Origin of the sequence: Azospirillum doebereinerae (assembly GCF_003989665.1) — a bacterium.
GTDB classification, from domain to species: Bacteria; Pseudomonadota; Alphaproteobacteria; order Azospirillales; family Azospirillaceae; genus Azospirillum; species Azospirillum doebereinerae.
On the sequence record NZ_RZIJ01000007.1, the window covers coordinates 228,118 to 247,106 of the forward strand.

Below are 18,989 nucleotides of genomic sequence, written 5' to 3' on the forward strand. Positions count from 1 at the left end.
TCGCTCATCACTTCACCCACACGATCAGGCGGTCGACGGTCATGATCGGGCGCTGGTCGTCCACGCGCGTGATCTCGTGCTCCATCAGGACGAACTTCTTGTCGTTCTTGATGTGTTTGGACTTCACCCGCAGCGTCAGCGACAGGCGGTCGCCGGGATAGGCCGGCGCGTGCAACTCCAGCGTCTCCCGCGCGTGCAGCAGCCCGTCCGGCATCGAGATGGCGACCCGCATCGCCTTGAAGGTGTTGAGCATGAAGGGCGACAGCGGCTTGCGCCCGGCGGTTTCGGTGGCGGTTTCGGCGGTGGGGACGGCGGTGGGGACGGCGGTGCCGTCCGGCGTCCGCAGCGGCCCGACGACCACGCACGCCTCCAACTCCGCCACGTCCGCGTCGGTGACCGTCCATTGGTAGGGCGGGAAGGCGTGGCCTTCGACGAGGTCGTCGTAATAGGTGTGTCCGGTTGTGACCGACATGGTGTTTCCCATTCCCAGAATGTCTTGTGGCCGGTTCAGACGGCGCCGGCCGCGCGGAAGCCCTCGATCTGCGCCGCCGAGAAGCCGAGCTGGCCCAGAACGTCGCCGGTGTGCTGGCCGATGCGCGGCACGTCGCCCATCGCCGCCTCGGGGCCGTCGAGCTGCACCGGGGGCAGCAGCGCGCGGATCGGGCCGTTCTCGGTCCCGACCTCGCGCCAACGGTCGCGCGCGGCGATCTGCGGGTGGTTCCACACCGCCTCGATGTCGTTGATGCGGGCGTTGGCAATGTCCGCGCGGTCGAGCAACGCCACGGCGTCCAGCGCGGTCATGCCGGCGAAATGCTCCTCGATCAGGCGCTTGATCGCGTCACGGTGGGCGACGCGGTCGTTGTTGCTGGCGTAGCGCGGGTCCTTGACCAGATCGGGCCGGTCGAGGACCTTCTCGCAGAAGGTCTTCCACTCGCGCTCGTTCTGCACCGCCAGGATCACCTGGGTGCCGTCGCCGACGGCGTAGGCGCCGTAGGGCACGACCACCGGGTGCCCCATCAGCATGCGCGGCGGCTGGCCCCCGCCGTAGCCGACGCGGTAGAGCGAGTTCGACATCCATTCGGTCAGCGCGTCGAGCATGGCGACCTGGACGCGGCCACCCTTGCCGGTGACCCCCCGCCGCACCAGCGCCGCGAGGCAGCCGGAATAGGCGTACATGCCGGTCGAGACATCGCCGATCGACAGCCCGCAGCGCGCCTGCGTCTCGGGCGTGCCGGTGATGCTGACCAGCCCGGATTCCGCCTGGATCAGCAGGTCGTAGGCCTTCTTCCCGGCGTAGGGCCCCTCGTCGCCGTAGCCGGAGATGTCGCAGACGATCAGCCGGGGGAAGCGTTCCGACAGGTCGTCGTAGCCGAGGCCCAGCCGCGTCGCGGCGCCGGGCGCCAGATTCTGGATCAGGATGTCGGCGCGGGCGAGCAGCCGCTCCAGGATGTCGCGGGAGGCCGGGTTCTTCACGTCCAGCGTCAGGCTGCGCTTCCCACGGTTGAGCCAGACGAAATAGGTGGACTGGTCGAGGACCCAGGAATCGTAGTCGCGGGCGAAATCGCCCTCCTTGCGTTCGATCTTGATGACCTCCGCGCCCAGATCGGCCAGATGCCGGGTGGCGATGGGGGCGGCCACGGCGTGTTCGAACGCGACGACGACGATGCCTTCCAGTGGCAAAGGTGTTTCCTGCTTCATCCCGAGGCCTTTTGGGGTTTCTTGGAGGGGAAGGTTTGCCGGTTCCGGCCTTGCGTTCCGTCAGTCAGGGAGCGAGCGCTCGCATTTTCAAGCGCAAATGATTTGCCTCACGAACATTTCTTCAAATTCCTGCGTTCACCGGCCTGTTTTTTCGATAAGGAATGGATGTGTTCAGTGAGATTTTTTCAAAAAAACAGAACGCGGCTCCGCTACAAGATAACGCAACGATATGGCTATTGGTTTTTCCTCTCTCATGGCGTGGTTTCCCGATTGACCTTGAAAGTTTATTTCATTCTTGGTTTTGTTTCGGGGTAATGGCAGGAAATTCAAGGGACTTTGTCCGCTTCATCCTTCCAGCCCGTCCGTCTGATTGAAACGGTACTTGCCGCTGAATGAATGGTCCAATATATATTTCGTAGCCGATCAATATGTTTTACGAATGGTAAAGCCATGGAGCTGAGGCATCTCCGCTATTTCGTCGTGGTCGCGGAGGAGCTGCATTTCGGCCGGGCGGCGCTGCGGCTCGGCATCAGCCAGCCGCCCCTCAGCCAGCAGATCCAGGCGCTGGAAACCGAACTCGACGTCCAGCTTCTGGACCGCAGTTCGCGCAAGGTCGCCCTGACCCCGGCCGGGGTGACCTTCCTGGCGGAGGCCCGGCAGACGCTGGCCCAGGCCGACCGTTCGGTGACGATGGCGCGGCGGGCGGCGGCGGGGACCATCGGGGTTCTGCGGGTCGGCTTCACCCCCTCGGTGCCCTTCATGGAGCTGTTTCCCCGCGTGATGCGGGGCTACCGTCACGCCTTCCCCGGCGTCGAGATCCGGTTGCTGGAGATGATCACCCGCCAGCAGATCGACGCGATGACGGAGAACCGCCTGGACGTCGGCTTCATCCGGGCGCCGCTGCCGCCGATCCCGTCCGACGTCGCGACTCTGCCGGTGCTGACCGACCGGCTGGTTCTGCTCGCCCACAAGGATCACCGGCTGGCGGCGCTGCCCGCGATCCCGGTGGCCGAGCTGAAGGGCGAGCCGATGATCATGATGGACCGGGAGGCCGGCACCGGACTCTACGGCCATGTCCACGGCCTCTGCGCCGCGCACGGCTTCGGCCCCACGGTCGCCCAGGAGGTGCGGGGCGCCTGGACGCCGATCGGTCTGGTGGCGGCGGGGCTGGGGGTCTCGATCCTCTACTCGTCGCTGGTCGCGCGGCTCGGGATCGCCGATGTGGTGCAGCGCCCGATCGACGCGCCGGCCGCCGACGGACAGATCCTCTTCGCGCACCGGATGGCGATGGGGCCGCAGGCCCAGGAATTCACGGCGCTGGTCCGGGACGCCGTTCGCTGAAGGGGAACGCCGGGGCTTCCGACCGGCTTCAAGGACGCGCTGGAGGCGCCGCCGGCTTCGGGCGGAGGCGGCGGTTACTCGGCCGGGCTGGGTTCCGCCTTGCGGTCCCAGGCGAGCGACGGGGCGTCCGTTCCGGCGACGGAATAGAGCGCGCCCGGCGCGTTGCGGGTCTTCTGGAACTCCTCCAGCGTCTCGCCCCGCATGGCGGCGTAGATGTGAAGGTTGGACGTGCCGACCACCGCGCCCAGCTTCTCCAGCATGAAGAAGATGACGCCGTAATGGATCATCCCGCGCCAGTCGCGGTCGCGGACCAGACGGCGTTCCTCGTCGGTCAGGGCGGCCTCCTCGAAGGCGGCTTCGGGATCGGCCAGGAAGCGTGCGCGGTGCGCCGGTTCGATCATCTTGTGCAGGAAGCGGTTGAGCCGGTAGGCCTTGACGCTGGAGGCGTGGGTGAAGGGGTAGGTGCCGGTCAGCGCCCCGGCGCCCGCCAATTGGTGGCCCATGCGCGCGCGGTGTTCCGCCAGGATGTCGGCCGGCGGCTCGATGGCCTCGTTCTCGTAGATGACGGTGGCGATGCCGGTCATCGAGGGCAGGTAGTAGGTCTGGTGGATCTTGCGGACGGTCGCCGACATGGCGCCGCGCATGACCAGCCACATGATGACCTCGGCCCCCTCCATGCCGCCGAGCCGCGCGAAATCGGCATGGGTCATGCGGGTGAGCGCGACCGGATCCTTCTCGATCATCTCCAGGAACTGGGCGTCCCAGGCGGTGTTGTTGAAGCCCGCCCGCTCGCCGTGGACCTGATGCGACAGCCCGCCGGTGGCGACCAGCACGACCTTGAGATCCTCCGGGTAGCTCTCGATGGCCCGGCGCAGTGCCTCGCCCAGCTTGTAGCAGCGGCGCGCGGTGGGGATGGGGAATTGCAGCACGCCGATCTGGAGCGGCACGATGGGGACCGGCCAGTCCGGATCGTGCGGCATCAGCATCGACAGCGGCGAGAAGCAGCCGTGGTCGAGGGGGCGCTCCTGGAAGAAGGACATGTCGAACTCGTCGGTCATCAGCGACGCGCCGACGTGGTGCGCCAGCCTGGCGTGCCCCTTGACCGGCGGCAGGGCGCGGGCGCCGCCGCCCTCGTCGGCCACGCTGTAGGACTCGCCGATGCCCAGTGCGAAGGCCGAGTAGTGGTCGAAGAAGAACGAGGTGACGTGGTCGTTGTAGATGAAGAACAGGACGTCCGGCTTTTGGTCGTCCAGCCATTGGCGCACCGGCTCGTAGGCGGCGAAGATCGGCGCCCAGACCGGGTCGTCCTGCTTCTGCCGGTCGAAGGCGAAACCGATGGTCGGGGTGTGCGAGGTCGCGATCGACCCAACGATGCGTGCCACGTGGTCCTCCTGGGGTTCTTGTTTGCGGTTTTGGTCGAGGCGCGTGTCTCCCCCTCTCCCGTCCCGGGAGAGGGAAGGGGCCCATGCGGAGCATGGGAAGGGTGAGGGGCTATCGGAGCATGGATTGCGTACCACGCCCGATAGCCTCTCACCCTCCCCGCTTCGCGGGTCCCCTCCCTCTCCCGGGACGGGAGAGGGCTTGCAGGGCAGGCCGACCGTCGTGCTTACTGTTTCTCGGCGATGGCGTTCAGCACTTCGCGCGCGATGCGCCCGGCGTTGCGCGGAACCTCGCCCTCGAAGCGCGCCCGCACGTTCAGGTCGGACACCCATTGCTGGTGGGCGGCCGTCGCCGCCGGCAGGAAGCCGCTGACCCCGGCGTGCTCCAGCGTCGCGGCGACCTCGCGCATCTCGGCGGCGCGGCGCTTGCCGTGGACGACCACGCGCTCCATGACGTGGTCGGCCAGCGCCGCGAAGTCGATGTTCGACAGCGACGCCGTGATCGACGGGATGATGCGGTCCTCGATGCCGAGCTTCACGGCGGCGGTGACGCATTCCATCGTCACGCTCTCGAAGCCCTTGATGGCGACGCTGCGGATCATCTTGACGGTGGAGGCGTCGCCGGTGCGGTCGGAGACCACCTCGAATTTCATACCGAGGGCGGCGAGGATCGGCGCCGCCTCGGCCGCCGCCGGGCCGCTGATCAGCAGCGGCGTCTCGTGGCGGCGCGGGTGGACCGGGGCCATCACCGCCACGTCGACGGTGCCGGCGCCCCTGGCCGCCACCCGCTCCGCCGCCTCGGCCTTGCGGAAGGGCGCGGCGGAGTTGATGTCGAGGTAGAGCAGCCCCGGACGGACGCCCGGACACACGCTGTCGGCGGCGGCGATCACCTGATCGGCGGTCACCGCCGAGATCACGAGATCGGCCCAGGCGGCGGCCTCGGCGGCGCTGTCCAGCGGCGTCACGCCGAGCGCCCGGCACTCCGCGCGCTTGGCCTCGGCGTGGCGGGGGTCGTCGAACAGGATGTCGTAGGCGGCCACGCTCACGGGGCCGCGCGTTTGCCACCCGCTGGTGAAGGCCCGGGCGGCTTCGCCGAAGCCGATGAAGGCGATGTTTGCGTCCGTCATGATCGGAGTCTCTCGTCTTGGGCCGGCGTCTTGGGGCCGGTCAATGCAGGCCGCCGCCGATGCCGCACAGGGCGTCGAGCCGGGCGGGATCGTCGATCAGGGTGCCGCTGTCGCCGTCGAAGGCGATGCGGCCACGGCTCATCACCATGGTGCGGGGCGCGAAGGCCAGGGCCAGCTTGGCGTGCTGCTCCACCATGATGATGGAGAGCTGGTCCTCGTCGCGCAGGCGCAGCAGAGCCTGGAACAGTTGTTCCACGATCACCGGGGCCAGCCCCTCGAAGGGCTCGTCGAGCAGCAGCACGCGCGGGTTGGTCAGCAGGGCGCGGCCGAAGGCCAGCATCTGCTGCTCGCCGCCCGACAGCTGGTTGCCCATGTTGGCGCGGCGCTCCCGCAGGCGCGGGAACAGGTCGTAGACGCGCGCCAGCGTCCAGGCGCCGGGGCGCAGGCCGACCAGCAGGTTCTCCTCCACCGTCAGGGAGGGGAAGATCTCGCGCTGCTGGGGCACGAAGCCGAAGCCGGCCTTCGCCCGCCGGTTGGGCCGCAACGCCCCGACGTCCAGGTCGCCGAGGCCGATCCTGCCGGCGTGCAGGCGGGTCAGCCCCATGATGGTGGCGAGCAGGGTGGTCTTGCCGACGCCGTTGCGGCCGATGATCGACAGCTTGCTGCCGGCGGCCAGATCGAAGCTGAGATCCTCCAGCACCACCGTGGCGCCGTAGCCGGCGCGGATTTTGTGCAGCGACAGGTCGTCAGGCATGGATGCCCTCTCCCAGATAGACGGCCTTGACCGTGTCGTTGTTGGCGATCTCGTCGGGTGTGCCGCGCGCCAGCACCGCGCCCTGCACCAGCACGGTGATGCGCTGGGCGAAGCGGAAAACGAGGTCCATGTCGTGTTCGATGATCAGCACCGCGAGGTCGCTGGCCAGACTCTCCAGCACCTCGATGATCGTGCCCGTTTCCGTGGACGGGATGCCGGCGGCGGGCTCGTCGAGCAGCAGAACTTTCGGCCGCAACGCCAGCGCGATGGCGATCTCGACGAGGCGCTGGCGGCCGTAGGGCAGCTCCTTCACCTCGCGGTTGCCCCAGGCGTCGAGGCCGAGCCGGCCCAGGATCTCGTAGGCCTCCTCGCGGATGATCCGGCGGCGGGACGGGCTCGGCAGCGGGCGCCAGCCCTGGCCGTGGTGCTCGTCCAGTGCCAGGATGACGTTCTCGGCCACCGTCAGGCTGTTGAACAGCGTGTTGATCTGGAAGGTGCGGACCATCCCGCGCTTGACGCGGGATTCGATGGACAGGGCCGTCACGTCCTGGCCGTCGAGGATGACGGAGCCCGAGGTCGGCGGGATCAGACCGGTCAGCAGGTTGACGAAGGTGCTCTTGCCGGCGCCGTTGGGGCCGATCAGCGCCTCGAAGGTGCCGGGCTCCAGCGAGAAGTTGATGTTCTGCGCCACGGTCAGGGCGCCAAAGCTCTTGTGCAGGGCGTGGGTTTCCAGGATCGCGGCGGTCATCACAGGCTCTCCTTGCGGTGCAGGATCGACAGCAGGCGGTCCACCAGACCGATCAGGCCCTTGGGCGCGAACAGCACGATCACCGCCAGCAGCAGCCCCAGCCAGAAATACCAGTAGGCGGGGTCGAGCGCCGACAGCCGGTCCTTGAACAGGGTGAAGACCAGCGCCCCCAGCAGGGCGCCCCACAGCCGCCCGGCGCCGCCCAGCGCGACGATGATCAGGATCTCGCCGGACAGGCTGAAATGCAGGACGTTCAGGCCGACGAACTGCGAGGTCTGGGCCAGCAGCGCCCCGGCGATCCCGGCCAGCGCCGCCGACATCACGTAGATCGACAGCAGACGATGCTGCACGTTGGTGCCGATGGCCTGCATGCGCACCCGGTTCTCGCGGATGCCGACCAGCGAGCGCCCGTAGGGCGAGCGGGTCATCAGCACGGCCAGCCCGACCACCGCGACCAGAACCGCCAGCGTGTAGAGGAAGGCGGTCAGGCCGAAGATGTCGAACTCGAACAGCCCGAGGATCGGCGCGATCACCATGCCCTGCAACCCGTCGGCGCCGCCGGTCACCGGCTTGGCCCGGTTGGCGATCTCGTAGACCAGCGAGGCGAAGGCCATGGTCAGCATCAACTGGCCCAGCCCCCGCGTGCGCAGCACCAGCACCCCGGTGACGGCGCCCAACAGGGCCGCCACGACGCCCGCCAGCAGCAGGCCGGACAGCGGCTCGGTCCAGCCGAGATGGGCCGACGCGATGCCGACCGTGTAGGCGCCCAGCCCGAAGAACACGGCGTGGCCCAGCGTGACGATCCCGGCGAAGCCGACCAGCAGGTCGACCGACAGCGCGAAGATCATGGTGATGGCGACTTGGCTGCCGAGCAGCCAATAGGCCTCGCCGAACAGCAGGGTGGCCAGCGCGCCCAGGCCCAGCAGGACGGCGATGGCGAGATCGCCGCCGGTCCGGCCCATCGCCAGCCCGCGCCAGGTCGAGGACGCGGCGGCGCCCGGATAGGAGGCGGAGATGCTTTTCACGCGTTCGATTCCTGACATGGGTCAGCTCCGCACGCCGAACAGGCCGGCGGGCTTGGCCAGAAGGATGGCGATGACGACGCCGTAGATGAAGAAGGCGCCGAATTCCGGAAGCAGGTACTTGCCGGCCACGTCGACCACGCCGATGCACAGCGCCGCCAGGAAGGGACCGAAGATCGACCCCAGCCCGCCGACCGCCACGACGATCAGGAACAGCACGAGGTATTCCTGCCCGTAGGTCGGGGTGATCGACAGGATGTCGGCGCCGATCCCGCCGCCCAGCCCCGCGATGCCGGTGCCCAGCGCGAAGGTCAGCGTGAACAGCGTCCGGGTATCGACGCCGATGGCTTCGGCCATGTTGCGGTTGTCGACGGCGGCGCGGATGCGCATGCCGATGCGGGTGCGGCCGATCAGCAGCCACAGCGCCGCCAGGATCGCCACGCCGGCCGCGATGACGAAGGCCCGGTAGGAGGGGAACTCCACGTCGCCCAGCGCGATCTGGCCGGAGAGCGCGGCGGGGATTTCCGGCTGCTGCTGCAACGGGCCGAAGGCGGCGGTGAAGCCGGCGATGGCCATGAACAGCAGCGCGATGGAGAACAGCACCTGCCGCAGCTCGTCCGCGCCGTAGAGGGTGCGGACGACCAGCCGCTCGACCACCGCCCCGGCCAGCGCCACCACGACGAAGGCCGCCGGCAGCGCCACCCAGAAGGGCAGCCCGAGCGACCGCGTCGCCACGACGACGACGTAGCCGCCGGCGGCGGCGAAGGCGCCGTGCGCGAGGTTGGCGAAGTTCATCAGGCCCATGGTGATGCCGAGCCCGACGGAGACGATGTACAGGACCATCGCGAAGGCGAGGCCGTGGAAGAGGATGGTCAGAGCAGCCGTGATCACGGGGCCGCCTCCTTATTTGGCAAGGGCGCTGACGGATGAAGGACGGCGTGGGTGCGGTGACGCGGCCCCCTCCCTAACCCTCCCCCGCTTCGCGGGAGAGGGGACTGCCGCTGGACTCTCGCAAGGCTCCGGCCCCCTCTCCCGCGAAGCGGGGGAGGGATGGGGAGGGGGCAGGACGAGGAGACCTTACTTCGCCGCCTTGCCCGGATCCTTCACCGCCGCGAAGGTCTCGAACTCGACGTTGCGAAGCGCGCCGTCGACCTTCTCGACGCGGCGGATGTAGATGTTCTGCACGATGTCGCGCGTGTCGGGGTCGATGGCGATGGGGCCGCGCGGGCTCTCGGCGCTCCAGTGGCGCATCGCCTCGACCGCCGCCTCGCCGGTGAACTTGCCTTTCAGCGCCTTGATGGCGCCGTGGATGGCGGCCATCCCGTCATAGCCGCCGACGCCCATGAAGGTCGGCACGCTGTCGGCGCCGTAGGCCGCCTGCCACGCCTTGACGAAATCGGCGTTGAGCTTGCTGTCGTGCGACGTGGAGTAATGGAAGCCGGTCACCACCCCCAGCGCCGCGTCGCCCATGTTGGGCAGCTCGTCCTCGACCGCGACCTCGCCGGAGCCGATCAGCCGCACCCCGGCCTCCTTCAGCCCGAGGCTCTGGTAGGCCTTCATCAGCGCGGTCGACTGGGTGCCGCCGGGCAGGAAGACGTAGAGGGCGTCGGGCTTGGCGTCCTTCACCTTTTGCAGGAAGGGCACGAAGTCGGGGCTCTGCACCGGCACGCGGACGGACGCGGTCACCGTCTTGCCGGCCTCCTTGAGGCCGCTGGCGAAGGCCTCCTCCGCCTCGATGCCCGGCGCGTAGTCGGACACCAGGGTGTAGACGCTCTTGATGTCGGGCTGCTTGGCCGCCCATTGGGCGAGCGGGACGGTGATCTGCGGCAGGGTCTGCGACACGCGGACGATGTAGGGCGAGGCCTTTGTCGTCGCCCAGGAGGCGGCGTTCATGATGACGAAGGGCACCTTGGCCTGCGTCGCGATGGGGGCGATGGCGTTGGCGTTCGGCGTGAAGATGATGCCGGCCAGGACATCGACCTTGTCGCGCACCACCAGCTCCTGCGCCAGACGCTTGGCGACGTCGGGGGCGGGGCCGGTGTCGTCGCGCACGATCAGCTCGACCGTGTCGTCGCCGAGGCCGTTCTTGTGCAGCGACTGGTAGAGCTTGGCGCCGCGCTCGATCTGCTGGCCGAGCGAGGCGGTCGGGCCGGACAGGGAGACCACGAGGCCGACCTTGTAAGCCTTGGCGGCGGCGCCGTCGGCGAGCGGCAGGATGGCGGCGGTCGCCATGGCGGTGCCGAGCATCAGGGAACGAAGAGACATCGCGTTTTCCTCCCGAGGGGGTATTTTTCTTTGAAAGAGCTTTGGAGGTCGCTTTAGCGGCCCAAACTCAGCGGCCCGGATCGTCGAGGCGGTCGAGGTAGACCAGCCCGGCCTCGGCCAGCGCCGGGCGCATGCCGTACATGTCCAGGCCCAGTTCCCCGGATGCCAGGCGCTTGCGCTTGTCCTCCTCGTTCGCCGAGCGTTTCAACCCGGCGGCGGCGACCTCGGCGGCGCGGGCGGCGGGCACCACGACGACCCCGTCCTCGTCGGCGACGACCACGTCGCCGGGATTGACCAGCGCCCCGGCGCAGACCACCGGGATGTTGACGGAGCCGAGAGTCGCCTTGACCGTGCCCTTGGCCGAGACCGCCCGCGCCCAGGCCGGGAAGCCCATCTCCTGGAGGCTGGCCACGTCGCGCACCCCGGCGTCGATCACCAGCCCGCGGACTTGGCGCGCCATCAGCGAGGTCGCCAGCAGGTCGCCGAACATGCCGTCGGTGTTGTCGGTGGTGACGGCGACGACCAGGACGTCGCCGGGCCGGCACTGCTCCACCGCGACGTGCAGCATCCAGTTATCGCCGGGCTGGGCCAGCACGGTGACGGCGGTCCCCGCCACCCGCGCCCCCGGCCAGACCGGGCGCATGTAGGTCTTCAGCAGCCCCAGTCGCCCCATCGCCTCGTGCACGGTGGACACGCCCAGCGTGCCAAGCGTCTCCACCGCCGCCGCGTCGGCGCGGTCGACGGTGCGGACGACGACGCCCAATCTCGCGGCGGGGATCATGCCAGCTCCTCCAGCACCATCGGGAACACCCGCTGGTAGGCTTCGCCGTAGGTCATGCCCTGGGCGGTGCCGTAGGTGGCGCTGCGCCCGGAGTTGCGCCCGCCCTGGGCGCCGCGCTGCAAGGCGACACGGGTGTAGTAGTCCCACAGGTGACGCTGGGCCGGCAGGAACTCGAAGGCCTGGCGCTTGATGTCCCAGACCTCGTCGATGTTCAGGATCACGTTCGGCTTGAAGTCGCACTGCTCGGGCTGGTGCGGCTCGAACAGGAAGACCGGTGGGGCGCCCAGCGTCTTGGCGCCCGGATCGTGGCCGGCGGCTTGCGCGACGATGCGCGCCTGCTGGGCGAAGCGGGCGGCGTCCGGGTGGTCGTAGTTGTAGGGATCGGCCGAGGCGTGGGTCAGCACGAAGGCCGGTTGGACCTCGCGGTAGACCTCGACCAGCCGGTCGAGCATCGCGCGGTTGAGATCCAGCGGGTAATCCTCGGTGTCGAAGAACTCGATCTCGGCGCCGAAGAGTTCGGCCACGCGCTGCGCCTCGTCGTGGCGCTGCCGCTTGACCGCGTCCAGCGTGGCGCCGGGCTGCTTCCAGGCGCCCTGGCTCTCGCCGCGCGCGCCGTAGGACAGGCAGACGATCTTCACGCGGTAGCCGCGCTTGACGTGCAGCGCGACGGCGCCGCCGGTCCGCCAGACGAAGTCTCCCGGATGCGCGCTGACGACCAGCGCGCTCTTCTGCGATTGCGTGCTCATGGACGCTCTACGCTCTGTTGTGTGAGGGCTGTTGTTTGGACGACCGCCTCATTTGGACGCCTGTACAAATGCTAGGCGTGGCGACAGTTTCCTGTCAACATGAATTGTGACGGACGACCAAAGTGTGCGTTAACACGTTCAAATAATTTGTACGTCTGACCAAGGCGCGCTAGGATGGCGCCGGTTTTCCCGCTTTGTCCGGAGGTCGCGCCCGTGCCCGTGTCGATGCCGCAACGTCAAACCTCGATGCGGGAGGCGATTCTCGACGCCGCGGAAGAGCTGTTTTCCAAGAGCGGCTTCCGCGCGGTGTCGATGCGCGAGATCGCCCAGGCCTCGGGCGCCAACCTCGGCAGCATCAGCTACCATTTCGGGTCGAAGGACGGGCTGCTGCGCGCCATCTACGACCAGCATTCCGGGCCGATGAACCGGCGGCGCAGCGAGTTGCTGAACGAGGCGCAGCGCATCCGCGACCCCGAGGACCGCCTTGCCGCGATCGTTCGCGCCTTCATCCTGCCATCCCTTTCCGAAGCGGACGGCAGTGTCGGCGGCGGCGCCCGCTTTGCCCGGCTGCGCGCCGTGGTGATGGCGGAGCGGCACGAGGAGGCGCAGAAGATCATCGCGGAGACCTTCAACCCGATCAACCTCGCCTTCATCGACGCGCTTCAGGAGTGCCTGCCGCACCTGCCGCGCGCCGACATCGTCTGGCGCACGCATTTCCTGCTGGGGGCGGTCAGCTACACGCTGATCAACCCCTGGCGCGTGGCGCGCCTGTCGGACGGGGAGGCGGACGGCGAGAACACGCAGGAGGCGCTGGCCCAGATCGTCCACGCCGCCGTGGCCGCCTTCCGCGCGCCGGCGACGGACGGCGCGGCGGCCTGATTCGCCAAGCCTGAACCGCTCGAGGAGACTTCACAGGACGGAGCAGGACCGGCATCCGCTGCGCCCCGATGCGCGGCGGGCCGCGCCGGTGCGAACGGCCCGACCGCTCATGGATAACACCGTGTTCGTTCCCGGCGGGGGGTATGCCCACCGGGAACGAACACGGGGGGGGCGCGGCGTTCAGAACGGAACCACCGCTCCCGGCAACGGCGGCAGCCGCAAGGTGGTCAGATAGACGAGGAGAGCCTCCTGGTCGCCGGCGGACAACGCGTAGAAGGCGTCGATCACCGGGTCGGCTTCGCTGCCGGCGCACTGGTAGGGGAATTCCGCCGCGAGGCTGGCCGGGCGGGTGCCGCCGTGGAACCGGATCGCCTGCGCCAGATCGAGCGCCCGCCCGTCGTGCAGGTAGGGCCAGCTGTCGGCGACGCCCCACAACGGCCGGGTCAGGAATTGCTGTGGCGGAACGGCGATGGTCGCCACGTCCGTGGCCTGCGGCGCGATGTCGGCGAGGCAGGGGCCCATGTCGTGGAGGCGCAGGTCGCTCAACAGCGGCACCGCCAGGGGGGCGTTCGGATCCGTGTAGGGCAGGCGGTCGCGGGCGTAGGCCGGCAACGCGCCGGCCGTGCCGCCGGGCGTTCCTCCGTCCAGGTTTCGCCATGCCGTGGAGGGTGTCGGCCGGCTCGCCAGCGTGTTCAGGTTGATCTCCAGCCCGCCGACCGCCGTCGTGTCGGCGTCGGCGACCGCCTTGTCGTAAAGGGCGGCAACCGCCGCGGCCGGCTCTCCCCTGCGGGTGGCGTCGTCGGCCTGGGCCGAGACCTTGGCCAGCCGGGCCCGCACCTCGCGCACCACCGGCAAATGTTCCGTGCTGGGCAGCGGATTGACCAGGGTGGGGGCCGCGACGGTCCGCTTGCGGGTCTCCCCGGCGCGTCCCTGGAGGCGCGACGGCAGCGTGATTCCGGCGTCGGAGCCGACCTGATCGGGATGGTCAAGCACGGTGCCCCATTCGATCGTCACCACCGGCCGGTCGAGTTGCTGGACCGGCTGGTGGCAGGACGCGCACATGGCGCTGCCGGCCGGGAGTCCGGCGTCGGTCGCCGTGCCGGCGAAGATCGCGGCGCCGCGGGTCGCCTGGGCCTTGCGGGTGGAGTCGGCCGGCGTCTCGACCGTCGGGGGCCGTGTCAGCGCCACGAAGCTGGTCAGCGCGCCGATGTTGCCGTAGCTCAGCTCGTTGATCACCCCGTCGCCGTCGTTGTCGTTGTTGACCCCGACGACCTCGACCGCCTCCATGCTGAAATGGAACTGGGTCGCGGCCGCCGCGAAGTGACGGACCGACGAGGCGATCCCCTTCCACTGGAACGGACGCACGACCAGGTCCTGGGCGACTCCGGTCAGCCGGCTGTAGTCGTAGACGACGGTCTTGGTCTTGCTGTCGTAGGTGGCGCCCAGCCAGCCGAAGGACAGGTTCTTGGCCGCCAGCGGCAGGGTCACCGGCTTGTCGGGCGTGTAGCGGGCGTGGTCGGCGAGAAGGGCCTGCTGCCCGAGCAGCTGCCCGGTGATCTCGTTGGCCAGCGCCTGGGTGTAGCCGGTCCCGAACACGTGCGGCGGGTTGCGGACCAACTGGGTCAGCGGGTTGGGAAACTGGCCGTTGATGAAGGCGGTGTTGGCGATGCCGGCGGCGCCGCCGATCGCCGGCTGGGTGCGGGTCGCCGGTCCGGGCGGGTTGGCGCCGGCGAGGTCGGGCTGGACGGTGGCGCCGATCGACGTGTGGCACTCGTAGCAGCTCTGGCTGTCGATGCCGTTCAGGCGCAGGAAGGGGATCGGCGGCGGCACGCTCCCATCCGCCGTCGCGTAGGGGCTGAACGGCGAATTCGGGTAGAGCGCCTTGCGCTGCCACGCGCGCGGGCCGTCCGCGCCCTCGCCCCAGCCGTCCTGCGGGAAATACGGATAGCTGAAGAAATGCGCGCCGGATTCGACGATCCGCCGCAACGTGACACTGCCGGACATCACGTCCTGCTGCGGGATGGTCACGCTCGACGTGATGTTGGCTTGCTGGGCACCCGCATCAGGGGTAAAAACCGACAAAATTCCGAGCGCAATGATTGATCTTGTGGCGATTGGAGCGATTTTCATGCATATGAACTCCGGAAACTACAGGTTGACATCAATTATTGAGAGAAATTTTCGGGAATCAACCGAATAGATAAGAGGATAGATTTTTGGAAAGATTATTTTTCAAATTTCCTTGCATTGTTATCTGTAAAAACAGTCATAGGAATCATAATTTTGGGATGATTTTGGCAAGGTGTGCAAAATAATATCATGGTATGTACATTAAAATTTGGAAATTCATGCGTTGATTATCGGTCGTTGCTTGATGATAGTCGTCGCACGCGACGCATAACGGCGCGCCGGAACGACGGCGCGCGGGCGGCATCACCGATTGGGAGGGACGCGGACCATGACTGAGCAACGTCTTCTGGAGCGGGCGCAGGGGAAGGCGGCGGCCCCGCTGTCGGTCGCCTACACGCCGATTTCGACCCTCGCGGATCTGCGCGCCGCCGCGCAGCTGGCGATCCAGGTCGAATTCACCACGGTGCCCGCCTATCTGACGGCGCTCTATTCGATCACCGACAAGAGCTCGGCCGCCTACCAGGCGCTGCGCAGCGTCGTGGTGGAGGAGATGTTCCACCTCAACCAGGCGGCCAACATCCTGGTCGGCATCGGCGGGCAGCCCAAGCTGACCGGGAGCGTGGTGCCCGTCTACCCGGCCTATCTGCCCTCGGCCAGCACCACCGCCACGCCCTATGTCGGGCTGTACCGGGCCTCGCAGGCGGTGTTCCGCAACGTCTTCATGGCGATCGAGACCCCCGCCCCCTTCACCGCGCCGCCGCAGGGCAGCGACTATCAGACCATCGGCCAGCTCTACAAGGCCCTGTCGGACGGCATCGAGCGCTGTGTCGAGCAGTACGGCGCGGACAAGGTCTTTGCCGAGAATGGGTCGGCCGAGCAGCGCACCGACATCTACCTCGGCAAGTTCGGCGGCAAGGCCGTGAAAGTGACCGACGCGGACAGCGCCCAGCTCGCCATCCAGCAGATCGTCCAGCAGGGCGAGGGCGCGGTGAACCCGACCCACCCGCTGGTCCCCCAGCAGCCCTACGGCGCCTACGAGCATTACGGCGCCCGCACCGACGGCACCTACGGGCCGATCCTCGGCACGCCCTACGAGCTGTCGCATTATTACAAGTTCCTGCGCGTGGCCGACGCGCCGGACTTCCCCGACACGCTTCCCATCGTCTCGAACCCGCGGGTGTCGGATTTCACCAACCCCACGGCCCTCCAGGCGGTCAAGACGTTCAATGTCGGCTACAGCGTGATGCTGAAGAATTTGGAGGCCTCCTTCACCAAGGCGGGGGGCGGCGCGGCGGACGTCTACTTCACGCTCGCCCTGCCGCTGATGCACAACCAGCTGCCGACCCTGGCCAACCTGCTGATGCAGCTTCCCGTCTTTCCGAACGGCGACCCGTCCGTCGGTCCCAACGCCGCCCCGACCTTCGAGTATGTCGAGGACGCCAGCTTCGACAGCTTCCTCGCGGCCCTGAAGGTCCTCGACAAACTGCTGGCCGACCATGGGCTGCCCCCGCTGCTCGTCGCCCCGGTGGCGCCGCCCGCCCCGCCGGGCCCGGCCCCCAGGCACCGGGAGGCGCTGCACGGGGTGATCGACGGCGTCCGGACGCTGAAGAGCCGTTCCGACGCCATCGGACTCGGGCTGTAACCCGACCGGCACCGCCCAAACGGCAACATTCAGCCCGGCCAGATCGGGACAGCGAGGGGAAAACCATGTCCAACACCGTCTATTCCATCGTCCCCGCCATCGGCATCGCGCGCGTCGGCAACGCGCCGACGGCCTTCTACATCGGCCCCGAGACGGAGGGCGCCCTGCCCACCCTGCCCAACGGCAGCCCCGTCGGGGAGCAGGATTTCCGCGACGACGAAGGCCGGCTGCGCCGGCAGGCGGCGCGCTTCCGCCTGATGCGCAGCGTCGACGGCGGACCGCCCGAGGAGGTCACGTTGAAAAGCAAGGGCGTGGCCTCGATCCGCTGGTACGTCCACCTCGCCAACAAGAAGTCGAGCTGGTACGAGTTCCAGACCTCGAAGGGCGAGGACGGCTACGCGTCGAACCACCCGCTGCGCAACGCCGACCGGACCAGCGCGGAGGATCGGCGCGCCCTGATGATCGATGCCGGCCCCCGCTCGATCGAGGGAAGCGACGCCCCGGCCGAGCACTTCTCGCGCGACACCATCCCGCCGGACTACGCCGGCAGCTTTCCGCCGGAGGGGCTGAAGCCCTACCCCATCGACACGCTGGGCGAACTGCGCACCGACGAAGAGGGGCGCCTTCTGGTGCTGGGCGGGCTGGGGCATTCCGGATCGGACAGGCCGTCGCCCCACATCGGGCAATACGCCAACAACGACGGCTGGTGGGACGACACCTCGGACGGGCCGGTGTCGGTGAGGATCAGCCTGCTGGACGGGGAGGACGGCCCCCCCGACGTGGAGGTCGGCGGCGCCTGGGTGATGGTCGGACCGCCCTCCTACGCGCCGCAGATCCCCAATCTGGTGACGCTGTACGACACCATCTTCGACGTCGTGGTGCGCAAGCAGGGGCTCCGCCCCGACCTGTTCGCGGACGGGATGTGGAAGACCGGGCCGACCGGCTACAAGCCCTTCTTCGAGACCGACATCAAGCCGATCTTCGAGCGAGTCGCCCGCTACCCCTGGGTCGCGGCGATCCCGCCGAAGCCGCACAGCTTCGATTTCGTCAGGCTCGGCAACCCGGATCCCAAGCTCAACGGCTTCCGCGCCTACATCCTCGACATCATCCGCCCGCCCGGCGCGGACAACGTCCTGGTCAACGCCAGCACCGGCGCCACCGCCATGCCCTATCTGGCCGGCGACGACGCGCTGGGCGCCTCGAAACCCGGCACCGTCACCGTGGCGACCTCGAAGTACCTGCGCTTGACCGACACCCAGTATTTCCTCCTCCAGCAATGGGCCGACGGCTGGTTCGAGCCGGGGGTCGAACCGGCCGGGACCGCCGGCGATCCGGTCACCCGCGGCGTGCTGGCCAACTGCGTCGGCGGCGCCTTCTCGCCGGGCATCGAGATGACCTGGATCTCCCGCAACCCGGCCATCTACGACGGCCCCTTCCGCATCAAGGCACGGCCGGACGTGTCCGGCCCGCTCAGCCTCGGCTTCGATCCGGCGGCGGGCATGGAGCCGGGCGACATCAGCCGCTACATGGCCGTCCCCTGGCAGGCCGACTTCAACGAATGCTCGTCGCAGCCCATCGAGGGCCGGATCCTGTGGTGGTGGCCGGCGCAGCGGCCGGAATTCGTCTATCTGCCGCCCGAGCCCAAGGCCCTTCTGGCCGAGCCCAGCCCGGCCCTGGGGCCGCAGGTGTCGTGGATCGGCACCGAGTACAACCAGAAGGCCAACGACTACATCCAGTTCGCCGACGACCTGGACATGGTGAAGCTGTGGGACCAACTCGGCTTCGTCTTCAACATCGGCAGCGCCGACGATCCCCATTTCGTCGAGGTGGCGCGCCAACTTCCCCGCACGCCCGGCTCGCAGGGCGACACCGCGGGGATCGGCGAGCCGGCGCGGCCGCTGGTGGCCGATGTCCCCTGAAGCGTTGTCCCCCGAGGCGTTGCGCGACCCGCTTCCGGGCGCGCCTCCGGGCACGGACGCGGCGGACGTCCTGATCGTGGGGGCGGGGCCGGCCGGCTCCGCCACCGCGCTCGCCCTGCGCGCGGCCGGCGTGCCGCGCGTGGTCCTGGTCGACCGCGCCGCCCACGGCTCGCCGGAGCGGGCGGCGCTGCGGGTCGGCGAGTCGGCGACGCCCAACGTCGGACCGCTGCTGGCCCGGCTCGGCCTGCCGGACGATCTCGGGCGGCTCGGCCACCGCCCCTACCACGGCAATCTCAGCCTGTGGAGCGGCGACGGGGAGAGCGCCGACGACTTCCTGCGCCGGGGCAGCGGGCACGGCTGGCATCTCGACCGCGCCCGCTTCGACCGCTGGCTGCGCGAGGCGGCGGCGGAGCGCGGCGCCCGCCTCCTGGCCCCCGCCACCCTCGCCGGGATCGAACGCCGGCCGGAGGGCGGCTGGACCGTCGGGCTGCGCGACGCGGGCGGCCGGCGCAGCGTGACCGCCCGCGTGGTGGTGGACGCTGGCGGCCGGCGGGCGCC

Annotated in this window: 17 protein-coding genes; 5 read left to right on the top strand and 12 right to left on the bottom strand. The window is 68.8% G+C overall.

Going from position 1 to position 18,989, the window contains the following annotated elements:
- Positions 1 to 7: 7 nt before the first annotated feature.
- Together EJ913_RS11600 and EJ913_RS11605 are read right to left on the bottom strand one after the other, a co-directional pair.
- Complete coding sequence (locus EJ913_RS11600) at positions 8 to 472, bottom strand: FAS1-like dehydratase domain-containing protein (protein WP_185909757.1); 465 nt, start codon at positions 470 to 472, stop codon at positions 8 to 10.
- A 35-nt stretch (positions 473 to 507) separates the two neighbouring features.
- Positions 508 to 1,680: a CaiB/BaiF CoA transferase family protein gene (locus EJ913_RS11605; protein ID WP_244939324.1), complete on the bottom strand. Its 1,173-nt coding sequence runs from the start codon at positions 1,678 to 1,680 to the stop codon at positions 508 to 510.
- 468 nt (positions 1,681 to 2,148) lie between these two features.
- Here EJ913_RS11605 and EJ913_RS11610 point away from each other — a divergent pair, with 468 nt between their 5' ends.
- On the top strand, positions 2,149 to 3,039 hold the full coding sequence (locus tag EJ913_RS11610; protein WP_126997908.1) for a LysR substrate-binding domain-containing protein: 891 nt from the start codon (positions 2,149 to 2,151) through the stop codon (positions 3,037 to 3,039).
- Between the two features lie 74 nt (positions 3,040 to 3,113).
- Here the strand turns inward: EJ913_RS11610 and EJ913_RS11615 are convergent, their stop codons facing one another.
- From EJ913_RS11615 to EJ913_RS11655, 9 genes are all read right to left on the bottom strand, one after another.
- On the bottom strand, positions 3,114 to 4,421 hold the full coding sequence (locus tag EJ913_RS11615; protein ID WP_126997910.1) for a gallate dioxygenase: 1,308 nt from the start codon (positions 4,419 to 4,421) through the stop codon (positions 3,114 to 3,116).
- A gap of 224 nt (positions 4,422 to 4,645) precedes the next feature.
- Entirely contained in the window at positions 4,646 to 5,545 is a 900-nt protein-coding gene (locus EJ913_RS11620; RefSeq protein ID WP_126997912.1) for a DUF1932 domain-containing protein, read from the bottom strand.
- Positions 5,546 to 5,585: 40 nt separating this feature from the next.
- Complete coding sequence (locus tag EJ913_RS11625) at positions 5,586 to 6,299, bottom strand: ABC transporter ATP-binding protein (protein ID WP_126997914.1); 714 nt, start codon at positions 6,297 to 6,299, stop codon at positions 5,586 to 5,588.
- Positions 6,292 to 7,047 (bottom strand): ABC transporter ATP-binding protein, encoded by a 756-nt coding sequence (locus EJ913_RS11630; RefSeq protein WP_126997916.1) that lies wholly within the window; start codon positions 7,045 to 7,047, stop codon positions 6,292 to 6,294. The genes EJ913_RS11625 and EJ913_RS11630 overlap by 8 nt, the downstream gene beginning before the upstream one ends.
- Positions 7,047 to 8,072 carry a branched-chain amino acid ABC transporter permease gene (locus EJ913_RS11635; protein WP_211098931.1) on the bottom strand — a complete coding sequence of 342 codons (1,026 nt, stop codon included), beginning with the start codon at positions 8,070 to 8,072 and terminating at the stop codon, positions 7,047 to 7,049. The genes EJ913_RS11630 and EJ913_RS11635 overlap by 1 nt, the downstream gene beginning before the upstream one ends.
- A 21-nt stretch (positions 8,073 to 8,093) precedes the next feature.
- A complete protein-coding gene (locus EJ913_RS11640; protein WP_244939325.1) occupies positions 8,094 to 8,960 on the bottom strand; it encodes a branched-chain amino acid ABC transporter permease in 867 nt (288 codons plus the stop codon).
- Positions 8,961 to 9,146: 186 nt separating this feature from the next.
- Positions 9,147 to 10,334, bottom strand: coding sequence for an ABC transporter substrate-binding protein (locus EJ913_RS11645; RefSeq protein WP_126997920.1), 1,188 nt, complete (start codon positions 10,332 to 10,334; stop codon positions 9,147 to 9,149).
- A 67-nt stretch (positions 10,335 to 10,401) separates the two neighbouring features.
- Positions 10,402 to 11,115, bottom strand: a complete 714-nt coding sequence (locus EJ913_RS11650) for a 4-carboxy-4-hydroxy-2-oxoadipate aldolase/oxaloacetate decarboxylase (protein WP_126997922.1) — start codon at positions 11,113 to 11,115, stop codon at positions 10,402 to 10,404.
- Positions 11,112 to 11,861, bottom strand: a complete 750-nt coding sequence (locus tag EJ913_RS11655; RefSeq protein ID WP_126997924.1) for a PIG-L deacetylase family protein — start codon at positions 11,859 to 11,861, stop codon at positions 11,112 to 11,114. Before EJ913_RS11655 ends, EJ913_RS11650 begins: the two co-directional genes overlap by 4 nt.
- A gap of 213 nt (positions 11,862 to 12,074) precedes the next feature.
- Between EJ913_RS11655 and EJ913_RS11660 the strand changes: the two genes are divergently transcribed.
- Entirely contained in the window at positions 12,075 to 12,740 is a 666-nt protein-coding gene (locus tag EJ913_RS11660) for a TetR/AcrR family transcriptional regulator (RefSeq protein WP_211098932.1), read from the top strand.
- Between the two features lie 180 nt (positions 12,741 to 12,920).
- Here EJ913_RS11660 and EJ913_RS11665 read toward each other — a convergent pair whose 3' ends face one another.
- The gene (locus EJ913_RS11665) at positions 12,921 to 14,768 is read right to left on the bottom strand and encodes a di-heme oxidoredictase family protein (RefSeq protein ID WP_126997926.1); all 1,848 of its coding nucleotides are present in this window, start codon (positions 14,766 to 14,768) and stop codon (positions 12,921 to 12,923) included.
- 430 nt (positions 14,769 to 15,198) lie between these two features.
- Here EJ913_RS11665 and EJ913_RS11670 point away from each other — a divergent pair, with 430 nt between their 5' ends.
- From EJ913_RS11670 to EJ913_RS11680, 3 genes are all read left to right on the top strand, one after another.
- Positions 15,199 to 16,512: a ferritin-like domain-containing protein gene (locus EJ913_RS11670; protein WP_126997928.1), complete on the top strand. Its 1,314-nt coding sequence runs from the start codon at positions 15,199 to 15,201 to the stop codon at positions 16,510 to 16,512.
- Positions 16,513 to 16,577: 65 nt separating this feature from the next.
- Positions 16,578 to 18,431 (top strand): LodA/GoxA family CTQ-dependent oxidase, encoded by a 1,854-nt coding sequence (locus EJ913_RS11675; protein WP_126997930.1) that lies wholly within the window; start codon positions 16,578 to 16,580, stop codon positions 18,429 to 18,431.
- A partial coding sequence (locus EJ913_RS11680) for an NAD(P)/FAD-dependent oxidoreductase (protein ID WP_185909758.1) occupies positions 18,421 to 18,989 on the top strand: 569 nt, incomplete at its 3' end. The genes EJ913_RS11675 and EJ913_RS11680, both read left to right, overlap by 11 nt.